Here is an 18228-nt window from a genome sequence, read left to right on the forward strand (position 1 = left end):
CATCGTAAACGAACGGATAAGCCGCTTCAACAGAATATCCGAATAATATCACCTAATAAAACCGTAATGAAATGTCTAAAGCTAAATTGAAGAAACTGTTATCGACTCTTTCAAAAGAACAGGTTGTTGATATCATGCTCCAGTTATACGACGCAAGCAAGGAAGCCAATGCTTGGCTTGAGTTCTATCTTGCACCCAATAGCGATGCAGAACTTGAAAAGTACAAAAAAGCAATCCGCAGCCAATTCTACGGACGGAATGACTGGCCTAAAGATCCAAGCTTCAGAGAATGCAATAAACTGATAACCGCGTTCAAGAAACTCATACCAGATCCTCATGCTATTGCAGATTTGATGCTCTATTATGTAGAACAAGGATGTAGCCTGACTGCTCAATATGGCGATTACGACGAGCCTTTTTACACCGCTCTTGAAAACAATTTCAACAAAGCAGTCAAATTCATATCTTCCAATGGATTGATATCAGATTACAGTCTCCGTATGCAACGTATGATTAAATCAGTGGAATGTTGTGGATATGGCTTTCCCGATACATTATGGGATATCTACTACGAATACGCTGAAGACTGATTGAATTCTTTTTAAGCATAGATTCTCAAATTTAGCTGAACAAGGGCTACACTTTTTCGATCGAATCAACAAACCTCCATGTCACTTTTTCCAACGAATAAGCGAAGGATTGCCACACTTTTTCAAACGAATCTTAATTTCGCAGACTTCTTAGTCGGTGAGATTGCGGATAGTGCCTTGTCGAAATTCGTCCAAGAAGGTTTCATAAACGCATGCCGGACTTTCGATGTAAAGAGCTGTTTTGTAACCGCATAGCTTTTCAAAAGTCTCGGTATTATGAAACTGCACCAATGCTTCTTCAAGACCTATGCCTTGGTCTTTCATCATCCACTCTACTACTTTGGCGGTGATATATTCAACCAGAAATTCAAAGTTGTTGTCTGTCTGCTTCATAGTTTCACAAGATAATCAAGAGCACGTTCGGTTGCAAAGAAATATTGAGAGTTTAGATCTTTGTAAATAAGACCTGCCACAACAGCCTCGAGGCCTATAATTTTCATATCGTAAAGTCCGAAAAGACGTGCCATATCATCATCAGCTACCGGACCGATTACGATGTCATAATCATGATGAAACTCCCTGCCGACCCTGTTGCGATTTGCCATAACGAAAAGTGCCCATTCTCGGTCAGCAACCTCGAAAATCTTTACATTTAGTCCGGCTGCAATAGCCTTATCCAGGTCAAATTCATATTCGGTTACGGTCGGGATTCCTCCGTAGCGATTAGTGATGGTTCTTGACCATTCTTTGGCTTGCTGTGGAAGATGAGTCGTATAAAATCCTTGTCCAAAGTCCTTGTATTTACGGACTTTTGTCAGGTCAATTCTTTCTATCGGTTGATTGGAACCATGGTATAGCCTCATGATAGCGCTCCCCCGTTTTTAAGACATATAGCAGCCATATCATCCACACAGTCCTGCATCGACAGCTGATGTTCCACTTCATAACTATCTATCAAGAACTCCAGCCCTTTGAATCGTGATAGATAATTACATGCCTCTTTCTTTGTTAGCTTAAACTGTCGTGCAAACAGCCCCATACTCATCACAATGTAATGAATCATATTCATGGAAACCTCAGCAGTCGGCTTTAACTCTATTTGTGCTGATACATCTAATGCTTCTGATAGTTTGTTTATGGTCGAGAAAGTGATTCCTCGTCCGTTCTCTATTTTGGATATCTCCGATTTTGTCACACCGACCTTCTCTCCCAACTGCTGCTGAGTGAGGCCGAGTTCCTTACGCCGCTTCAAAAATAGCGAACCTATTTCATCAAATTTGCTTGTCATATCGTTCGCAAAAATAACAAAAGTTTCCAATATTAGAAACAAATCATTCAAGAATTTTATTTATCTCCTTGCATGGGGCAGCATGGGGCAAATAGATTGTGTAACTTTGCGAGTACAAAACGCAGGCCTGAGAATATCAAAATTAGCGAGTTATTGAAGGTGGATCGGAGCGATTTCAGGGTCTTGTATCCGAAGATTTGCAGTCTGTGGAGCGACAAGATCTTCTAAGCACCGTATCGGCCAAGCACAGCCCGGATTATTTTGAGCTTGACGACTCTAATTTTCAACAAATTGGTATCTGATGTGGATTTACTTTAGTTTTCCTAACAATAAAATATCATTATCATCTTCGTCTATTTCAGAAAGCAGTGACTCGAAATACGCTTTTTGAGCAGGAGTACATCCATCGTTAATAATCGAATTTATCAACTCTATAAACTCGATAGGCTCATAATTCGCCCAAAAATAACCGTCTTGCACTTTCAAAGTTGACTGCCTATTACCCATATAATCATTTACGAAGTTAGCTTTGAATGCTTTGTGGGCCTTTTTGTCCACAATCACGTCTTTAGCCTTCCCAATCATATATACTACGTAATAGTCGGGGATTTCATTCAAAATGAAGTAAGAAACCTCATTCTTCTCAGCCTCCAAGTCTATCTTGAAAGTAAACCGGGCCTTTATTTGATTATTTTCCTGATTAAAATGATATAAAGTGTCGGAATAAGTCAACGAAATCGGGAAATCCGGAGCAGATCGGTATGACCAGACCTCGTTCTCAAGCCCTTGTTTTGCACCATTTGACACTAATTTCGTGGCAAGCTGATCCACATACACATACTGTATGCTATCATTATTGAGATTAATGTTTGCACCATTGAATTTAACCTCATCACGATCCTTAAGCGCTATATGGAATACCGATAAAATGGAGTCTGACCGCAAGTACATCTTGCCCTTGTTTATCCAAGATGGCAGTTCAATTTTTCCAACGTATCGACCGGAAAAATCATATTTCAAAATCTTCGGTCCCACAAACGGCAACAGATATATCACACCATTCCGTTCATCTATAATGCAATCTTTTATACTTGTGTCATATTCCACCGGCCCCGAGCCATAAGATCCTAATTCGGTGATAAATTTTCCATCTTTATTAAAAAGAAGGATCGGTCTATTATCGTGCTGTCTTATGACAATATAGTTATCCGAGAAATGCATCCATTGACACTTAAAATAAGCTTCCTCATTGTTCTAAAATCTAACGATTCTAATCGAATCCATGAGGGTGCTGAATTTCACGTCTAATGTTTGGTCGACATCACCATAGTCACACACCAATATTTGCGAATCATCGACATTGATCACATCTACGTTTTCGACGCCGGATTTACATCCGAACATTGCCAAAAGAACCACCGATAAAAGTATCGATCTAAACATAATATCTTGCATCTTAAAAACTTATCCTCATTTGGTCAAACATATTTACAGGAGCCTGAGCACTACATACCACCACCCTTTAAGGTGGTTCATTCATGGTTAGTCATCTCTCTGTCATATACAGCACTTACTGTAATCCAATGTCTTTCCATTTGTGAATTAATCACCCTCAAAGATATATATAGAAATTAAGATTCACAATCTTTTTCTATAGAAAATTAAAAAAAACACAAATACCTGAAAATATGATTATTATAAAAGAGGCATTTGCTAGTTCTAATCTGCCTTATCCCGAACCGTTACCGCCAAAAGGTTAGTCGCCGCAGCTGTCCAATCCGAGTTGTATGGCCTCATCCTCTTCATTGAACGCAGAACATTCGGAGCGAGCCGGAATGCGTTTTATGAACTTTGCAGGATTGCCGGCCACGATTGTATCGGCGGCAACGTCCTTGGTCACGACACTTGCAGCTCCTACCACAGCATTATCGCCTATGGTGACGCCTGGAAGCACCGTCGCTCCGGCTCCGATCCATGCGTTTTTACCGATGTGGACGGGCTTGCATGTGATTATCTGCCGCTCATAAAGGTCATGATTGTTGGATATGAGCTGTACGTTAGCGGCTATCATCGCGCCGTCGTCAATTGTTATCCCTCCGGCCGACATCATCAGACATCCGGGCATCACAACCACATTTCGCCCGATCTTGACCATGTGCGGTCTTACGGCTGTCAGAGGAGTGCCGACTGTGCTCCCTTCGCCCATTGAGGGAAAGACACTGTGCATCAGTTCGTCATACTCGGGAGTGCCGGGCATTGTGTGGTTGAATCTGAATATGAGTTGAGCCTGCTCATTGGCAAGAGCCAGTTCTTCAGGCGTCTGCTTTGTCACGTCTATTTTTACTTCAAGAGCTTTTTTGCGATAATTGATTTCTTCCATACAGATATAACGATTAGCGCTGCCATTATTGCTTAGACTTGCCCACCGGAGGTTCGGTGAGAGTTATTCTGACAACCGTGGTAATGCCAAGACTCCGGGTTATAGCCTCATCAAAACGATCCATATATTGTGGAAGGAAACGCTGACAGATCAGTCGCAGTGCCTCAATCTTTTCACAATCATTATCGACAATCTCAGCTTTGCCGACAGCTATGGCTGAATGGTAATATTCCGTATAATTATTCTTCTCTTCCTCAAATTTCGGAGTGCACTTGCTTACTGCCGACAAGCTCACGACCGGATTTACTTTGAGGCAGTCAAGTTTCTCGCCCTCTCCGGCGCAGTGGAAATAAAAAATCCTTTGATCTTTTCGGACAAGCGACAGCGGCAATCCATAAGGGGTTCCATCCGTACGCGTCATGCTGACGGTTACGTATGGTGCTTTGTCAAACACCTCCAGAGCCCATTCCGAACCCTTCTGCCTGCTGGCTTTTCTCATCGCTTTCATTTCTTATTTTTTTGATATTTTTCCTTGACTATATCATAGGCGCGTCGCACAAGCGAATAAATCACGCTGTCCGAAACATCACCGTTCAGGTTGAGCTGTATCCAGTGGCGCAGGCTCTGGTTCAAAGGATCGCTCACCGACGCATGATTCATGCGTATTTCCTCGACTTCATCGGGAGTGGATTTCACTGTGACGGAAGTGAAGTCGTCCATATCCGCGAAACAGAACATGTGATCAAGCACATAGAATACCAATATGGAGTCATATCGGCGCGCAAACTTCCCAAAAGGAGTTTTCTCCGTCACGTCATCCATCGAAAGACAGTAATCTCTGATATCCTCAATATTCATAACCCGCATCACTTGCATTCATCTCATTTTGAACCATCTTCAACCGACACCGGCAGTCCGTCATCCATCCACTCGATGATTCCGCCTGTCAGATTGACGACCCTGTATCCGAGTTTTGCAAGCGATTCTGCCGCCTCCATTGAGCGCCGCCCGCTTCTGCAATACACCAGCACAGTAGTATCTTTTGACAGCTCTTTTTCGGCCTGTAGCTGGAAATCATCCGACTTTACATCTATGTTTATCGCTCCGTCAATATGTCCTTCGGCATATTCCTGAGGCGTGCGGACATCAAGCAATATCACCGAGTCGGCCTTGAGTTCCTTTTCAAATTCCGAAGCCGCAACAGACACAATATTGTCTGTATGGCTGCATCCGTATGACTGTATGGCACACATCACTATAATTATCAGATTGATAAGTTTGGTTTTAATCATTTAGAATATATTGCTGGATATTATGATTGTTCCGACTATGCTGACTACCCTGCACCACCAGACGATCAGCCATCAACCCACTTCATTTACCATATTTCCGCTCAAAAATATCGAAGTGTTCCTCACCCCATTTTAGCATCAGATCAATGATTGGCATCAATGATAGCCCGAGCGCAGTGATTTTATATTCGGAGCGCGGAGGCAGTTCCGGATAGATTGTCTTCATGACGAGACCGTCCTCCACCATCTCCTTGAGCTGAATGTCGAGTACCCGTGGAGCGGCTTCCGGCAGACATTTGTGTATCTCGCTCGGTCGCTGCGGCTCGCCGTTCCTCAGTTCATCGAGGATACATGATTTCCACTTCGACTCAATCAGACTCATTGTAAGCCGTAACGGGCAGTCAAGATCCACCGGTATTTTCTTTTCGTATGCCATCGTTTCTGTTTTATTTTTCTGTCCGGTTGCAAAGTTAGCCAATAACCGCCTAATTTCCATATACCGAATAAATTTTCGGTATCTGAATAATTTTTCGGTACTTGATTTTAGCCAGTTACAGGCGTAATTTTGCATTCAGTTATCGCCTTGGCTTTTTGCCTTGGCAACAAATATCTTCTAATTTATAAACTTAAAATTATGCGAGACAAAATCAAGGAATACGAAGCGGTGGCTCATGCCGCCGAAAAGTTTGTGAAGAGTGTAGCCGAAGGCAACAGCGAGTATGCAAAAACTCTGTTCACCGACGACGCCGTGCTGTTCGGCATACTCAATGGCACAGTTGAGCGCGGCTCTATCGAACAGTTCTATCGCAATGTCGATACCGTAGGAGCAGGTGACGTATTCAAAGCTCGCATCGACGTGCTCGCCGTAGAAGAAACCGTTGCCGTGGTGCGTGTCCTCGAAGAGGGCTGGGGCGGATCAATCGACTTCACCGACTTCCTCCTGCTTCTGAAACTCGATGACGAATGGAAGTGCGTGGCCAAGGCCTACAACCAAAACTCAAACACCATCATCAAGTAAAAATCCTTACGATCGATGGCAGTGCGTCTTCAGGATGCGCTGCCATCGCACTTGATGAAGTCATCCAAGCACTCCACCGGATACAGAAAAAAAATATGCTTCCCAGCCATAGTTCTCATGATTTTTTATACCTTTGTCTTTGTAAACCAATCTCCCACCACCCTACAATCAGAAGATTATGAAACACTGTGCGCATTACCTGATCTCATGCCTGAGTGCGATCGCTGCTCTATCCTCATGCTCCACGTCTGTAAAAACCGAACCACCTGCCGAAATATATTTCACCGACAACATCACGGTATATCCCGCCGATGCGTTTACCCCCGACAGCATCACCGCGTCCGTAGTGATCGACGAAGTGATCGGCGCCATGTCGATTACTGCCGGCAATGGACTGATAGCGGTCAGTACGCCTCGCGACGAACCCATGGTGAAGATCTACACCTCAACAGGGAAACCGCTCGGAGCTTTCTGCCACAGAGGCCAGGGACCCGATGACTTTTTCAACACCCATATATTTCGCCCCCACATCTCTGAGACCGGCGACACTTGCCTATGGATCAACGACGTGACCGGTCAGGCTCTGAAGCGCCTCAACATCAGTCTGAGCCGTCGCGAGGGTCACACAAAGGTCGACTCCGTGGCACCTACAGCATTCGGCGCCATAAACGCACTTATTGCGGGCGACATCCTTGTATTTGAAATGATGGACAATGATGCCTATAAGCTTCGATACCGCAATCTGGCAGAGCTGACCGACACACTTCATACGGAGCAGATGTACATATATCCATCATCCGACTTCTACGCCTACACCGGCAATCCTGACGTATCTCTCGACGGGAAACATTTAGCCATCGGAATGTCATATTTCAATCAGCTCAACATCATCACTCTCCCCGACATGGAACGCAGCGCCGTATCCGTCGGCAACCTGAAGAAATATGACAACTGCTATAATTCAGCCGAAAGAATGCCTAAATTCTACGCTTACGGCAGCACTACATGCGGCAACAATGACGTGTATGCCATCTATTATGGCATGGCCGAAGGTGACATCGCTCCTGAAACGGAACAACCCGTCGGCACCACCATCCACGTGATCACGTTTGACGGCACTGTCAGAAAAATACTTGCCGCGCCCGAACAGCTCCAAAGCATATCATTCGACGAAGACACTGCTACGCTTTATGGCATCGGCGCCGACGAACGTATATATAAATATGACTTGAACGGCCTGAACTGAACCGCAATGAACCTACTCGAAGCCATCAAAGAGCGTCGGTCGGTAAGAAGCTACGATGGCAATCGACTGACCGACCTACAGATCGCCACACTGCTGGATGCAATCAACGAATCATCCTCACCGTTTGGAGGCCGGCTCACCATACGCCTGAAAGAATTCGATCTCCGCAAAGGCTACCGCCCCACCACCTACGGCATGATCAAAGGCGCCCGCCATTTCTTCCTGCTCGCATCAGGCGCCGACGGAGAGTCAGCGCTCAGCACCGGATTCCGGTTCGAACAGATCGTGCTCAAAGCATGGCAGATGGGTTTGGGCACGTGCTGGATCGCCGCCACATTCAAAGGCTCTGACTTCGACCGGGATCAGACATGGCCCGAAGGCGAAACGCTCCGCATAGTCTGTCCGGTAGGAACGGCGGCCCCACCGACAGCCACAGAGCGACTGACACGACTGGCGCTTCGCAGCGCTAACCGGCTCCCGTTCGACCGGTTGTTCTATCACACAGACTTCCACACCCCGCTTCACAAAGACAACCGTTTTGCCGAACCGCTCGAAATGCTTCGGCTCGCACCATCATCCACCAACTCCCAGCCATGGCGGGCACTCGTCTGCGACAACCACACCGTCCACTTCTACTATCGTCACAAGAGCGATATCTCGCTCATCGACTGCGGCATCGGCTTCTGCCATTTCCATAAAACGGAAAAGTTCCGCGGCCATGACGGGATATTCTTCAAAGCCGACGCCACCCCTGCCCCGCCCCGCGACTGGAAATATCTCATATCCTACACCACCGCCCCCGCCTGATCACTCTACAAACGGTAATACTACTTGATTTGAGCGAGGCGACCAAGCAACCATCTGTTGATGACTTCACTGGCGCTTTCGAATTGCAAATTGCGCCTGAAACTGATATTTTGACTGCAATTTGTTTGACTTTTGCGCAAAATAACGTAAATTTGCGTTGAAGCCTATTTAAGAACAACTCGTATTTATCTATATCATGAACAGATATTGCCGCTACATCTTTATCCTGCTGACACTTTCATTCACAATGTCGGCAAACGCCAAATCAAAGTTCACCGCCGACATAAAAATGCGTAACGGTCACGAGTACTCAGGAGTAGAATTCACTACGCCAAAAAGCTGGGATAAAGAAGTGGCCGTCAAAATCAACGGAGAAAAATTGAAAATCAAAGGGGATTCTATCGACCACATCGTCTTCTGGCCGACAAAATATCCCGACAACCCACAGATAATATGCTGGCACACCTACGGCTCAATCGACAACAAAACCGGCGAATATAAGCCGAATTGCGGCCATAATGCCAAAAAGGGAGAGCCGTCCAAGCAATGGTTTGCAATTCATGCAGCAGGAGAACATGTCAACTTATGGTCATGTTTCAGCTCAATCAAGTTGACCGGAGAAACTGTATACTTTACCACCACTCTCAGCAGTCCATACTTCTTTCAGAAGCATGACGGTCTGTTTGTCCACATACCTTTCACCCTATTCAAGAGCGGCAAAACCAGAGAATGGCTTTCCACATTTTTCTCTGATGACGAACCACTTGCCGAAATCCTTTCAGACAAGTCGCAACTTTATGACAGAGGATCTGCCGCCTACCGCAAAGGGAGCCTATATACTCCTTACAAATACGAAGATATCGTAAAGCTATATGTTGCCGGACGAAAGAAACAGCAGCCGTAGCATTTAGATCTCAATACCTATAGCTACCACCACCTGCGCATCTCTGCGTTTGTTGACCGACATCAGCAGTTGTTCCACAAAATTTCGTAATTTTGCAGAACTAACAACAACCGACAACAAAATGACACAGCTCCCCACACCTCCCGCCGTAGTCGCCGTATGCTCCGACCACGCCGGCTACCAGCTGAAACAGACCATCATCCGCCGACTCTCCAATCTCGGATATGAAGTAAGGGATTTCGGCACCGACTCCGAAGCCTCTTGCGACTATCCCGACTATGCCCATCCCTGCGCCAAAGCCATCGAGTCAGGAGACGCCTCGTTTGGAGTGGCCATGTGCGGATCAGGCAACGGCATTGCCATGACGCTCAACAAGCACCAGAGCATCCGCGCAGCCATCTGCTGGACCCCTGAACTGGCACGACTGGCACGCGCCCACAACAATGCCAACGTGCTCGTACTTCCGGCACGCTTCATTGACCAGTCGCTCGCACTGGAGATGCTCGACTCATTCATAGCCGAACCCTACGAAGGCGGACGCCACGACCGCCGCATAGCAAAAATACCGGTAGAATGACCGGATTGTAAAGCAGGCAGGCGCCCTTCAGGCCACGCCCGCACCATTTTTTAGTATGAACGGACGCTGTGTCATAACATCGATTTCTGGCACAGCGTCTTGATTTTCATCAGTATTCATAGAGAATTCCCCTTCATCCCCTTATTCTGGGCAAAGGGAGAAGACGGCTCACCCGCCGCCTGATTTTCGACAGAAAGCCGGGAGCCGACTGCAGCCGACTACTACGCTGCTTCACTCTCTCGTCAAAATCATCGCCATCGAATACCATGCCAAGCCTGTCGAAAAACGACATGGCGCGCTCACGCGCTCCATCGTCGCCGGCGGCTGTCATTGCGGCGGCGATATCCAGATACGATTCGGCATAACAATCGGCCACACTACGACGTGATGAATGGAAATGACTGATCAGACACTCGCGCACGTCCATTGCCATCCGCCAGCCTCCCAGCAGATCACCGCTCCATATTCCCTTGTCATGACGTCGGTAGACAGCCATCGGCTGCGACAGATACCCTATATCACCACGCTCGGCGTGAAGCGAATGCATCGCGTAGTCAAACAGTCTTACCGACGCCACCCAGCCGGGCAGACGATCGTATGGAATCGCGCGATACATTACGCTCAGATTGGATATGACATTGGCCCGCGCCAGACCCTCCAGTGTTATACGGCTCGGCTGCCCCGGATTACTCAGCGACATCGACCCGTCCGACTGATAATAGTTTACCACCCGGTGGAAACAGAGTCCGTATTCAGGATGCTCGTCGAGCATCCTCGCCTGCCGTGCGAGCTTATGCCGCGAACACCACCAGTCGTCGGCCTCACATATCGCTATATACTCGCCGCGAGCCCTCGAATAAGCGTCAAGGTAATTGGCCTGCAGACCGAGATTCGTCTCCCGGCGCACAAGCCGTATCACGTCAGGATAACGCGCAGCCCAACCGGCAGCCACCTCGGCCGTCGAATCGGTCGACGCATCGTCGGCCACTATCAGTTCGAAGGGAAACGGCGCCTTCTGGCTCACCACTCCCCTGATCGCCTCACCAATGTAAGCCTCCTGATTATAGGCTATCATCAGCACGCTGACTTTCGGACTATGCATCTCGCTCATGATCCTCTCGCAGCCTTGTCGGCCTTTTCCACAGCCGCTGCCACACATTCCGAAAGAGTCGGATGACCGTGCACCACCGCGGCAAACCGCGATGAATCCACGTCTGCGACCATAGCCACAGCCACCTCCTGAATCAGATCCGAAGCATGCTGACCGCATATATGGCATCCGAGAATCCGGCGGTCGGTTTTTCCGACTATCACCTTCACGAGTCCCTCGGCATCACCCGTGGCCATAGCCTTGCCATTTGACCGGAAAGTCACCGTGGCAGCGACATATTCTGTCACGTTGTCAGCACACTGCTGCTCGGTAAGTCCCACCATGGCGCATTCCGGCATGGTAAACACTGCCGAAGGCATGACATCCAGGTCTACACGTTCGCCGAGTATCACACGTCCCTGAGCCGCGGCCGCGTGAGCGAGCATGCACAGCCCGTTGACATCGCCAATGGCATACACGCCCGGCGCCGAAGTCTGCATCGACCCGTCAACCCATATAAAGCCCCTTTCGGTCAACTCCACTCCGGCCTTGTCGAGTCCTTCGGGCAACACCGGACGACGTCCGACTGCCGACACAACCATATCGGTAACGATAGTCCGCTCTTTGCCCTTGCTGACATAGTCCACGGACATACGGCCGTCGTCGGCTTTGGATATACGGCTCACCGAAGCCTGCACGGTCACGTCCACACCACGGCGCTTCATGGCCATACGCAGACGCTTGGCGATCTCCCTGTCAAACGGCGGGAGTATCTCCTGACAATATTCAAGCACGCTGACCTTGCTGCCGAAAGCCGCGAATATCGAGGCAAACTCCATGCCTATCACTCCCCCGCCCACGATCGTTATCTCTGCAGGAAGACGATCCATCTCCAGAACACGATCGCTGTCGACTGCCAGTTCAGAGCCTTCGGCACACAATGGCGCCGGACACGATCCTGTGGCTATGACCACCATGGGAGCCGTAAACACCTCGTCGCCGACTGCCACCGTCCGCTCACCCGTAAACCGTGCCTCGCCCACCACCGTTCTCACACCGCCGAGAAGTGTCACCACCCCCTGACGCAACTCGCCTACCACGGCATCGCGACGGGCACACGCCGCCGCATAGTCGAGAGTGAAACCACTCGTCGACACACCGTAATCAAACGCCTCCCTTACAGTCACAGCCACCTCCGCCGACCGGCACAGAGCCTTTGTCGGGATGCAGCCACGGTTAAGACACGTTCCGCCGGGCTGATCACGCTCCACAATGATCGCGTCAAGGCCATTGGCAGCCGCCCGGGCAGCCGTTTCATAGCCGCCCGGACCCGCACCGATCACTATTATATCGCAATGGATCATGATTCCGAAGATTTAAGATCATCATATGTCACTACCGGATTCAGGGCGGCCGCCGTATCATCCGGACGACTTACCGGAGTGCTATGCGGAGCGCTCTTCACCACCTCCGGATTTTCAACGGCCTCCTTCGCTATCTCGCGCATGACATCGATAAACGCATCGAGAGTTTCGCGGCTTTCCGTTTCGGTCGGCTCGATCATGAGCGACTCATGGAAGAGCAGCGGGAAATATATCGTAGGCGCATGAAATCCGAAGTCGAGAAGCCGCTTTGCCACATCAAGAGTGGTGACGCCTGTCGATTTGTCACGCAGACCGTCAAACACGAACTCATGCTTGCACACACCCTCGAGCGGCAACAGATAGAGATCGCGCAGCGACTCCTTTACATAGTTGGCATTGAGCGTAGCCAGCGGGCCGGCCATCTTCAGCCCGTCGGCGCCAAGCGACATAATATATGCCAGCGCGCGGAGCTGCACGCCAAAATTGCCCAACGTGGCCGATATACTTCCGAGCGACTCGCCGCTATCGTCCGAGATTGCGAATGTGCCATCATCCCGACGACAAACCCGAGGTTCAGGCAGGAAACATTCCAGCCCTTTGCGCACGCCCACCGGCCCGCTGCCGGGTCCGCCGCCACCATGAGGCGTGGAGAATGTCTTGTGAAGATTGATATGCATCACGTCAAAGCCCATGTCGCCCGGACGAGCTATGCCAAGCATCGGATTGAGATTCGCACCGTCATAATACATCAGCGCACCCGCCTCATGCACCATCTCGGCTATCTCCTTCACGCCATGCTCGAACATGCCGGCCGTATTGGGGTTGGTCATCATCATGGCCGCCACCGTATCGTCAAGCAGCGGACGCAAGGCCTCTATGTCAACCGTGCCGTCAGGGAAGCTCTTCACCTCCACCACTTTCAGACCGGCCACTGCAGCCGACGCCGGGTTTGTGCCATGAGCCGAATCCGGCACGATCACCTTCACCCGCTTGCTGTCGCCACGCGACTCATGATAGGCGCGTATCACCATCAGGCCTGTTAGCTCACCATGGGCACCGGCAAAAGGATTAAGCGTAAACTCGCTCATGCCGCCTATCTCCGACAATGCTTTCTGGAGAGTCCAATAGGCTTCAAGAGCTCCCTGCACCGTCGATGCAGGCTGCAGCGGATGCAGATCGGCAAACGAAGAATATCCGGCTATCTCCTCGTTGATCTTCGGATTATACTTCATTGTACAGGATCCCAACGGATAGAATCCCGTGTCTACGCCGAAATTATTGGCACTCATATTGGTATAGTGCCGGACTACCGCAGGCTCATCGACTTCAGGCAGCCCCGGAGCATTCATGCGGAGAAGCGCGGACGGAATCGCCGCCAGTGCATCGGGAGTGGCATTGTCGGGCAACGACGCACCGCGCCGTCCATGGCGCGACAGTTCATATATCAGCTTGCCGTAATATTCCTTGTTCATGACTTCATCTTTTTGACGGTTTTTACCAGGCGGTCCATCTCCTCGCGCGTCTGCATCTCCGTGACCGCGATCAATATTCTCCGGGGAGCGATCTTTACTCCACACAGTATACCCTGCTCAAGGCACGCAGCCTCGAGGTCTGCCACGTCAAAGTCGGTATCCATGGCAAACTCATTGACAAACGGCTGAGCGGGAAACGACATACGCATCAGTCCCGTAGCCTCAAGCTGCGAAGCCAGATAATGCGCTCCGTTGAGCCCCTGCATGGCCGCCTCGCGCAATCCGTCGTCGCCGAGCAGACTAAGATACACCACAGTGTGGAGAGCCATCAGTCCCTGATTGGAACATATATTGCTCGTAGCCTTGTCGCGGCGTATATGCTGCTCGCGGGCCTGCAGCGTCAGCACAAACGTACGGTGCCCATCGGCGTCGGTCGTAGCTCCGACGATACGTCCGGGCATCTTGCGTATCAATGCTTTCGAAGCACAGAGAAAGCCCAGATACGGGCCACCGTAACGCAACGGCATGCCCAGCGACTGGGCATCGCCGCAGGCTATGTCGGCGCCCCACTCTCCGGGACTCTTCAGCAGAGCAAGGTCGGCAGGCACACAGTTCATTATCAACAGAGCCTTGTATCTGTGACACGCATCGGCCCATCCTGAATAATCCTCCGCGATACCGTAAAAATTGGGAGTAGCCACTATCACTGCCGCCACATCGCCATCGGCCAGCTTCGCCTCCATATCGTCGCGCCGAATCACACCGTCAGCCTCAGCTATTTCGTCGAGTCTTATGCCGTGGTAACGGGCGTAGGTGGCCACCACACGGCGAACGGCCGGATTGACCGTGGCGCCGATCAGCACCCTGTCGCGTTTACGCGATGCGCTCACGGCCATCATCATCGCCTCGGCCGTAGCTGTAGCACCGTCATACATCGACGCATTTGACACCTCCATGCCGGTCAGCCGGCTCATCATCGACTGATATTCGAATATATATTGCAGAGTGCCCTGCGATATCTCCGGCTGATAGGGAGTATATGCCGTCAGAAACTCCGAGCGGCTCAGAATATATGGTATCACCGCCGGGGTGTAGTGGTGATAGAATCCGGCGCCGGCAAAGCACGTCAGAATGCGGTTGTGGCGCCCGAGTTCATTGAAAAAATCACGAATCTCTTTCTCGCTACGGCCTTTCGGAAGATTATAGTCGCCCCGCAGACGCACGTCGGCCGGAACATCGGCATACAGCTCGCCGAGGTCACTCATGCCGCAACGGCCGAGCATCTCCCGGATGTCATCGGCCGTATGTGGAAAATAATGATGGATCATATTTCAGAATCTCTGTATGGGTGTGAGTGGAGAGAGGATCGTCATATCAGTGGGCGTCCTCTGTGGCGCAGAAAGCGTTGTAGGCCTCCTCGTCCATGAGCGCCGACAGCTCTTCCGGATCGGAAAGCTCCACCTTTATAATCCAGTTGGCCATCGCATCCTGATTGATCAGCCGCGGATTGTCGATCAGCAGCCCGTTGCTCTCAACCACCGCTCCGCTCACCGGAGCTATCAGATCGCTGGCCGCCTTCACGCTCTCGACCGCGCCGAATTCCTCACCGGCGGTCACATCGTCGCCCTCCTCGGGCATATCGACATACACCACGTTGCCGAGAGCCTTCTGCGCATACTCAGAGATTCCTATATAGCCGGTATTGCCGTCAACTGTCACATATTCGTGAGTGCGGCTGTAATAAGTCTTGCTCATATTCTTTGAAATTAATTTACTTAGGGTATTATTCTTATTTTTTATAGCTCTTCCTATAGAATTTCTTTGCAGTCACTGTGGCCGGGAAAGTCTTCTTGCGCACCTTCACAGCCACTTCACTGCCCTTTTCGGCGTATGTGGTCTCTATCATGGCCATAGCCACACTTTTGTCGACCGATATGCCGCGGTAACCGGTCGTGACATGACCTATCACCCGTCCGTCGGACCGGTCCACCACCTCGCAACCATGACGGGCTATCGCGCGGTCATGTATCTCCAGCCCTACGAGCTTGCGCCGCAGTCCTTCGGCTTTTTGCCTCTTCAGAGCCTCGCACCCCACAAAGCCTCCGGCCTTGTCGAGCTTCACAAATATGCCGAGTCCGGCCTCAAGCGGAGTGATCTCGTCGGTAAGTTCGTCGCCATAAAGCGGAAGACCCACCTCGAAACGCAACGTGTCGCGACATCCCAGACCACACGGCGCGCAGCGCCCCGAATCCATAAGCTGATCCCAGAACCGGCATATCGCCCCATGGTCGGCATATATCTCGAATCCATCCTCACCGGTGTAGCCCGTGCGGCTCACGATCAGATGACTGCCATCCTTATCTAACTCCTTGAACGTGTAGAATGTAAGCTCGCTGCATGGCAGACCAAGCACTTCCTCCATCACGCGCTCTGACTCCGGTCCCTGCACGGCAAGCTCGCCCATAGAATCGCTGAGGTCCACGATATCTACGTCAAAACCGGCGGCCTGCGACCGCATCCAATCGAGATCCTTGTCGATATTGGCCGCGTTGATCACTGGAAAAAAATCGTTTTCGCCACGCTTGTAGACAAGCAGATCATCGACCGTGCCGCCATCCTCCCTGAGCATCATCCCGTAGAAGATCTTGCCCGGAGCAGCTCCCGCAACATCGTTTGTGAACAGACGGCTTATATAACGCTCGGCATCTGGTCCCGTCACGGACACTTCCCCCATGTGTGACACATCGAACACACCGCAACGGTTTCTGACCGCTTCGTGCTCCTCGGTGATGCCCTCATACTGTATGGGCATATCAAATCCGCCGAACGGACTCATCTGCGCTCCCTGCGCCACATGTCGCGAATGCAGACATGTTTTTTTGTTTTCAGGCATATATTTTCAGTTTTTAAGGTATTGCGTTATAATCCTTGATCCGTAGGTCAAGCGACGTGACATGCAGCCGAGGCCGCATGACCCTACAGCGCGAATTTACATAAAATAGCCGAACCGTGCAACTATATTTTTGGGCATCATGTCTGCCCTGCTTCAACGTCATTCACCAGCGATCCGTCCGGCAAACTTCAGACACACCGGATTGGGGGTGACGGCATAATGGTCAGTCGGCGTGAGTTGCCCGGTCAGACTGTCGCGCGCATACACCTCTATGCGGTCATTGTCGCGACAGGCCACAAGCAGCCATCGGCCGTCGGGCGACAACGCGAAGTTGCGCGGATGAGGCCCTGTGGCCATATAGCCGGTGCGGGTGAGCCGTCCGGTTGCCGAATCTATGGCAAACACCGCTATGCCGTCGGCCTTCAGACGATTGGATGTGTATAGAAACCGTTCGTCGGGCGACAGATGAATATCTCCGCTGCCGTGGCCGCCGACGGTGTCGGACGCTATATACTGCACCGGCTCAAAACTGTCGCCGCGGCGTTCAAGCACCGTGACCTCGCCGGAGATCTCATTGATCAGATAACCTGTGCCCCGTTTCGAATAGACGATATGACGTGGCCCGGAATGCGGTTTCAGCTCCACGTCTGTCATCCTATTGGCATCCACCAGGTTCTTCGCTCCGGAACCATTGAGCGGGAATACATGCAGACGGTCTGTGCCAAGATCGGCGCATACCAGCAGTGACGAATCGGGGGTGAACGTGACGCTGTGGAGCCGCGGCGCACCCTTGCTCTGTGTCGATGGATCGCCATGCTCGAAACTCAATATCTGAGGATCTCCGACAGGCTTCCCGGCCGAATCAAGCGCATAGATCGTCACATTTCCTCCATGATAGTTGGCTGTAAGCACATATCGGTCATCGGGCGACAGATTGACATAACAGGGTGCCCCGCCGCCGATAGTATCGGACGACTCCAGAGTCATCCGCAGACTGTCGGCATCGAAACGTATCATGTTGACCGACGACAGCACCGCAGCATCTTCACCGACTGAATATATACGCCGCCCGTCGTCTGAAACATGCACAAACGACGGATTGCTTATACCCTTCACCCCGCCCGACAGCGTGAGGCGGCCAGAGGCCGGATCGAAACTCCACACTTTGACACCCATGCTGTCGGAAGGCGAATAGCTACCCGACAGAAGTATCAGTCTCTCCGTTTCACGATCAGAACTACTGTGACTGACGCAGCATACACTGCCAAAGCCTACCGACATTGCGGCAACAGCTGAAATAACATGGC

The 18228-nt window shown here is 50.6% G+C and carries 22 protein-coding genes; 6 read left to right on the forward strand and 16 right to left on the reverse strand.

Going from position 1 to position 18228, the window contains the following annotated elements:
- Nucleotides 1-71: 71 nt before the first annotated feature.
- On the forward strand, nucleotides 72-590 hold the full coding sequence (locus tag NF347_RS08340; RefSeq protein ID WP_107036527.1) for a DUF6155 family protein: 519 nt from the start codon (nucleotides 72-74) through the stop codon (nucleotides 588-590).
- Nucleotides 591-740: 150 nt separating this feature from the next.
- On the opposite strand, the gene NF347_RS08345 is transcribed toward NF347_RS08340, so the two are convergent.
- From NF347_RS08345 to NF347_RS08385, 9 genes are all read right to left on the reverse strand, one after another.
- Entirely contained in the window at nucleotides 741-983 is a 243-nt protein-coding gene (locus tag NF347_RS08345) for a hypothetical protein (protein WP_107036528.1), read from the reverse strand.
- Nucleotides 980-1453 (reverse strand): DUF3990 domain-containing protein, encoded by a 474-nt coding sequence (locus NF347_RS08350; RefSeq protein WP_107036529.1) that lies wholly within the window; start codon nucleotides 1451-1453, stop codon nucleotides 980-982. Before NF347_RS08350 ends, NF347_RS08345 begins: the two co-directional genes overlap by 4 nt.
- Nucleotides 1450-1878, reverse strand: a complete 429-nt coding sequence (locus tag NF347_RS08355) for a DUF3791 domain-containing protein (protein ID WP_107036530.1) — start codon at nucleotides 1876-1878, stop codon at nucleotides 1450-1452. Before NF347_RS08355 ends, NF347_RS08350 begins: the two co-directional genes overlap by 4 nt.
- A gap of 309 nt (nucleotides 1879-2187) precedes the next feature.
- On the reverse strand, nucleotides 2188-3099 hold the full coding sequence (locus NF347_RS08360; protein ID WP_107036531.1) for a 6-bladed beta-propeller: 912 nt from the start codon (nucleotides 3097-3099) through the stop codon (nucleotides 2188-2190).
- A gap of 535 nt (nucleotides 3100-3634) precedes the next feature.
- Nucleotides 3635-4258: a DapH/DapD/GlmU-related protein gene (locus tag NF347_RS08365; RefSeq protein ID WP_107036533.1), complete on the reverse strand. Its 624-nt coding sequence runs from the start codon at nucleotides 4256-4258 to the stop codon at nucleotides 3635-3637.
- A gap of 25 nt (nucleotides 4259-4283) precedes the next feature.
- Entirely contained in the window at nucleotides 4284-4766 is a 483-nt protein-coding gene (locus NF347_RS08370; protein ID WP_237613045.1) for a pyridoxamine 5'-phosphate oxidase family protein, read from the reverse strand.
- Nucleotides 4763-5116, reverse strand: a complete 354-nt coding sequence (locus NF347_RS08375) for an MmcQ/YjbR family DNA-binding protein (RefSeq protein WP_107036534.1) — start codon at nucleotides 5114-5116, stop codon at nucleotides 4763-4765. Before NF347_RS08375 ends, NF347_RS08370 begins: the two co-directional genes overlap by 4 nt.
- Nucleotides 5117-5139: 23 nt before the next feature.
- Nucleotides 5140-5550: a rhodanese-like domain-containing protein gene (locus NF347_RS08380; RefSeq protein WP_202613088.1), complete on the reverse strand. Its 411-nt coding sequence runs from the start codon at nucleotides 5548-5550 to the stop codon at nucleotides 5140-5142.
- Nucleotides 5551-5632: 82 nt separating this feature from the next.
- Nucleotides 5633-5986 carry a winged helix-turn-helix transcriptional regulator gene (locus NF347_RS08385; RefSeq protein ID WP_237613046.1) on the reverse strand — a complete coding sequence of 118 codons (354 nt, stop codon included), beginning with the start codon at nucleotides 5984-5986 and terminating at the stop codon, nucleotides 5633-5635.
- A 198-nt stretch (nucleotides 5987-6184) separates the two neighbouring features.
- Between NF347_RS08385 and NF347_RS08390 the strand changes: the two genes are divergently transcribed.
- The 5 genes from NF347_RS08390 to rpiB all read left to right on the forward strand — a co-directional run bounded on the left by NF347_RS08390 (nucleotide 6185) and on the right by rpiB (nucleotide 10102).
- Entirely contained in the window at nucleotides 6185-6568 is a 384-nt protein-coding gene (locus NF347_RS08390) for a nuclear transport factor 2 family protein (RefSeq protein WP_107036535.1), read from the forward strand.
- Nucleotides 6569-6746: 178 nt separating this feature from the next.
- Entirely contained in the window at nucleotides 6747-7814 is a 1068-nt protein-coding gene (locus NF347_RS08395; protein WP_107036536.1) for a hypothetical protein, read from the forward strand.
- 6 nt (nucleotides 7815-7820) lie between these two features.
- Complete coding sequence (locus tag NF347_RS08400; RefSeq protein ID WP_107036537.1) at nucleotides 7821-8621, forward strand: nitroreductase family protein; 801 nt, start codon at nucleotides 7821-7823, stop codon at nucleotides 8619-8621.
- A gap of 196 nt (nucleotides 8622-8817) precedes the next feature.
- Nucleotides 8818-9525, forward strand: a complete 708-nt coding sequence (locus NF347_RS08405) for a hypothetical protein (RefSeq protein WP_107036538.1) — start codon at nucleotides 8818-8820, stop codon at nucleotides 9523-9525.
- Between the two features lie 121 nt (nucleotides 9526-9646).
- A complete protein-coding gene (rpiB, locus tag NF347_RS08410; RefSeq protein WP_107036539.1) occupies nucleotides 9647-10102 on the forward strand; it encodes a ribose 5-phosphate isomerase B in 456 nt (151 codons plus the stop codon).
- Nucleotides 10103-10235: 133 nt separating this feature from the next.
- On the opposite strand, the gene NF347_RS08415 is transcribed toward rpiB, so the two are convergent.
- The 7 genes from NF347_RS08415 to NF347_RS08445 form a co-directional block, all read right to left on the reverse strand.
- Nucleotides 10236-11213 carry a glycosyltransferase family 2 protein gene (locus NF347_RS08415; protein WP_161553839.1) on the reverse strand — a complete coding sequence of 326 codons (978 nt, stop codon included), beginning with the start codon at nucleotides 11211-11213 and terminating at the stop codon, nucleotides 10236-10238.
- The gene (gene lpdA / locus NF347_RS08420) at nucleotides 11210-12556 is read right to left on the reverse strand and encodes a dihydrolipoyl dehydrogenase (protein WP_107036541.1); all 1347 of its coding nucleotides are present in this window, start codon (nucleotides 12554-12556) and stop codon (nucleotides 11210-11212) included. Before lpdA ends, NF347_RS08415 begins: the two co-directional genes overlap by 4 nt.
- On the reverse strand, nucleotides 12553-14028 hold the full coding sequence (gcvPB, locus tag NF347_RS08425; protein WP_107036542.1) for an aminomethyl-transferring glycine dehydrogenase subunit GcvPB: 1476 nt from the start codon (nucleotides 14026-14028) through the stop codon (nucleotides 12553-12555). Before gcvPB ends, lpdA begins: the two co-directional genes overlap by 4 nt.
- Nucleotides 14025-15356: an aminomethyl-transferring glycine dehydrogenase subunit GcvPA gene (gcvPA, locus tag NF347_RS08430; protein WP_107036543.1), complete on the reverse strand. Its 1332-nt coding sequence runs from the start codon at nucleotides 15354-15356 to the stop codon at nucleotides 14025-14027. The genes gcvPB and gcvPA overlap by 4 nt, the downstream gene beginning before the upstream one ends.
- 46 nt (nucleotides 15357-15402) lie before the next feature.
- Nucleotides 15403-15783, reverse strand: a complete 381-nt coding sequence (gene gcvH, locus NF347_RS08435) for a glycine cleavage system protein GcvH (RefSeq protein ID WP_107036544.1) — start codon at nucleotides 15781-15783, stop codon at nucleotides 15403-15405.
- 34 nt (nucleotides 15784-15817) lie between these two features.
- On the reverse strand, nucleotides 15818-16921 hold the full coding sequence (gene gcvT / locus NF347_RS08440; protein ID WP_107681651.1) for a glycine cleavage system aminomethyltransferase GcvT: 1104 nt from the start codon (nucleotides 16919-16921) through the stop codon (nucleotides 15818-15820).
- 159 nt (nucleotides 16922-17080) lie between these two features.
- Nucleotides 17081-18202 (reverse strand): lactonase family protein, encoded by a 1122-nt coding sequence (locus NF347_RS08445; protein ID WP_161553840.1) that lies wholly within the window; start codon nucleotides 18200-18202, stop codon nucleotides 17081-17083.
- Nucleotides 18203-18228 lie beyond the last annotated feature (26 nt).

The sequence above is a fragment of the Paramuribaculum intestinale genome, from assembly GCF_030759015.1.
Lineage (GTDB): Bacteria > Bacteroidota > Bacteroidia > Bacteroidales > Muribaculaceae > Paramuribaculum > Paramuribaculum intestinale.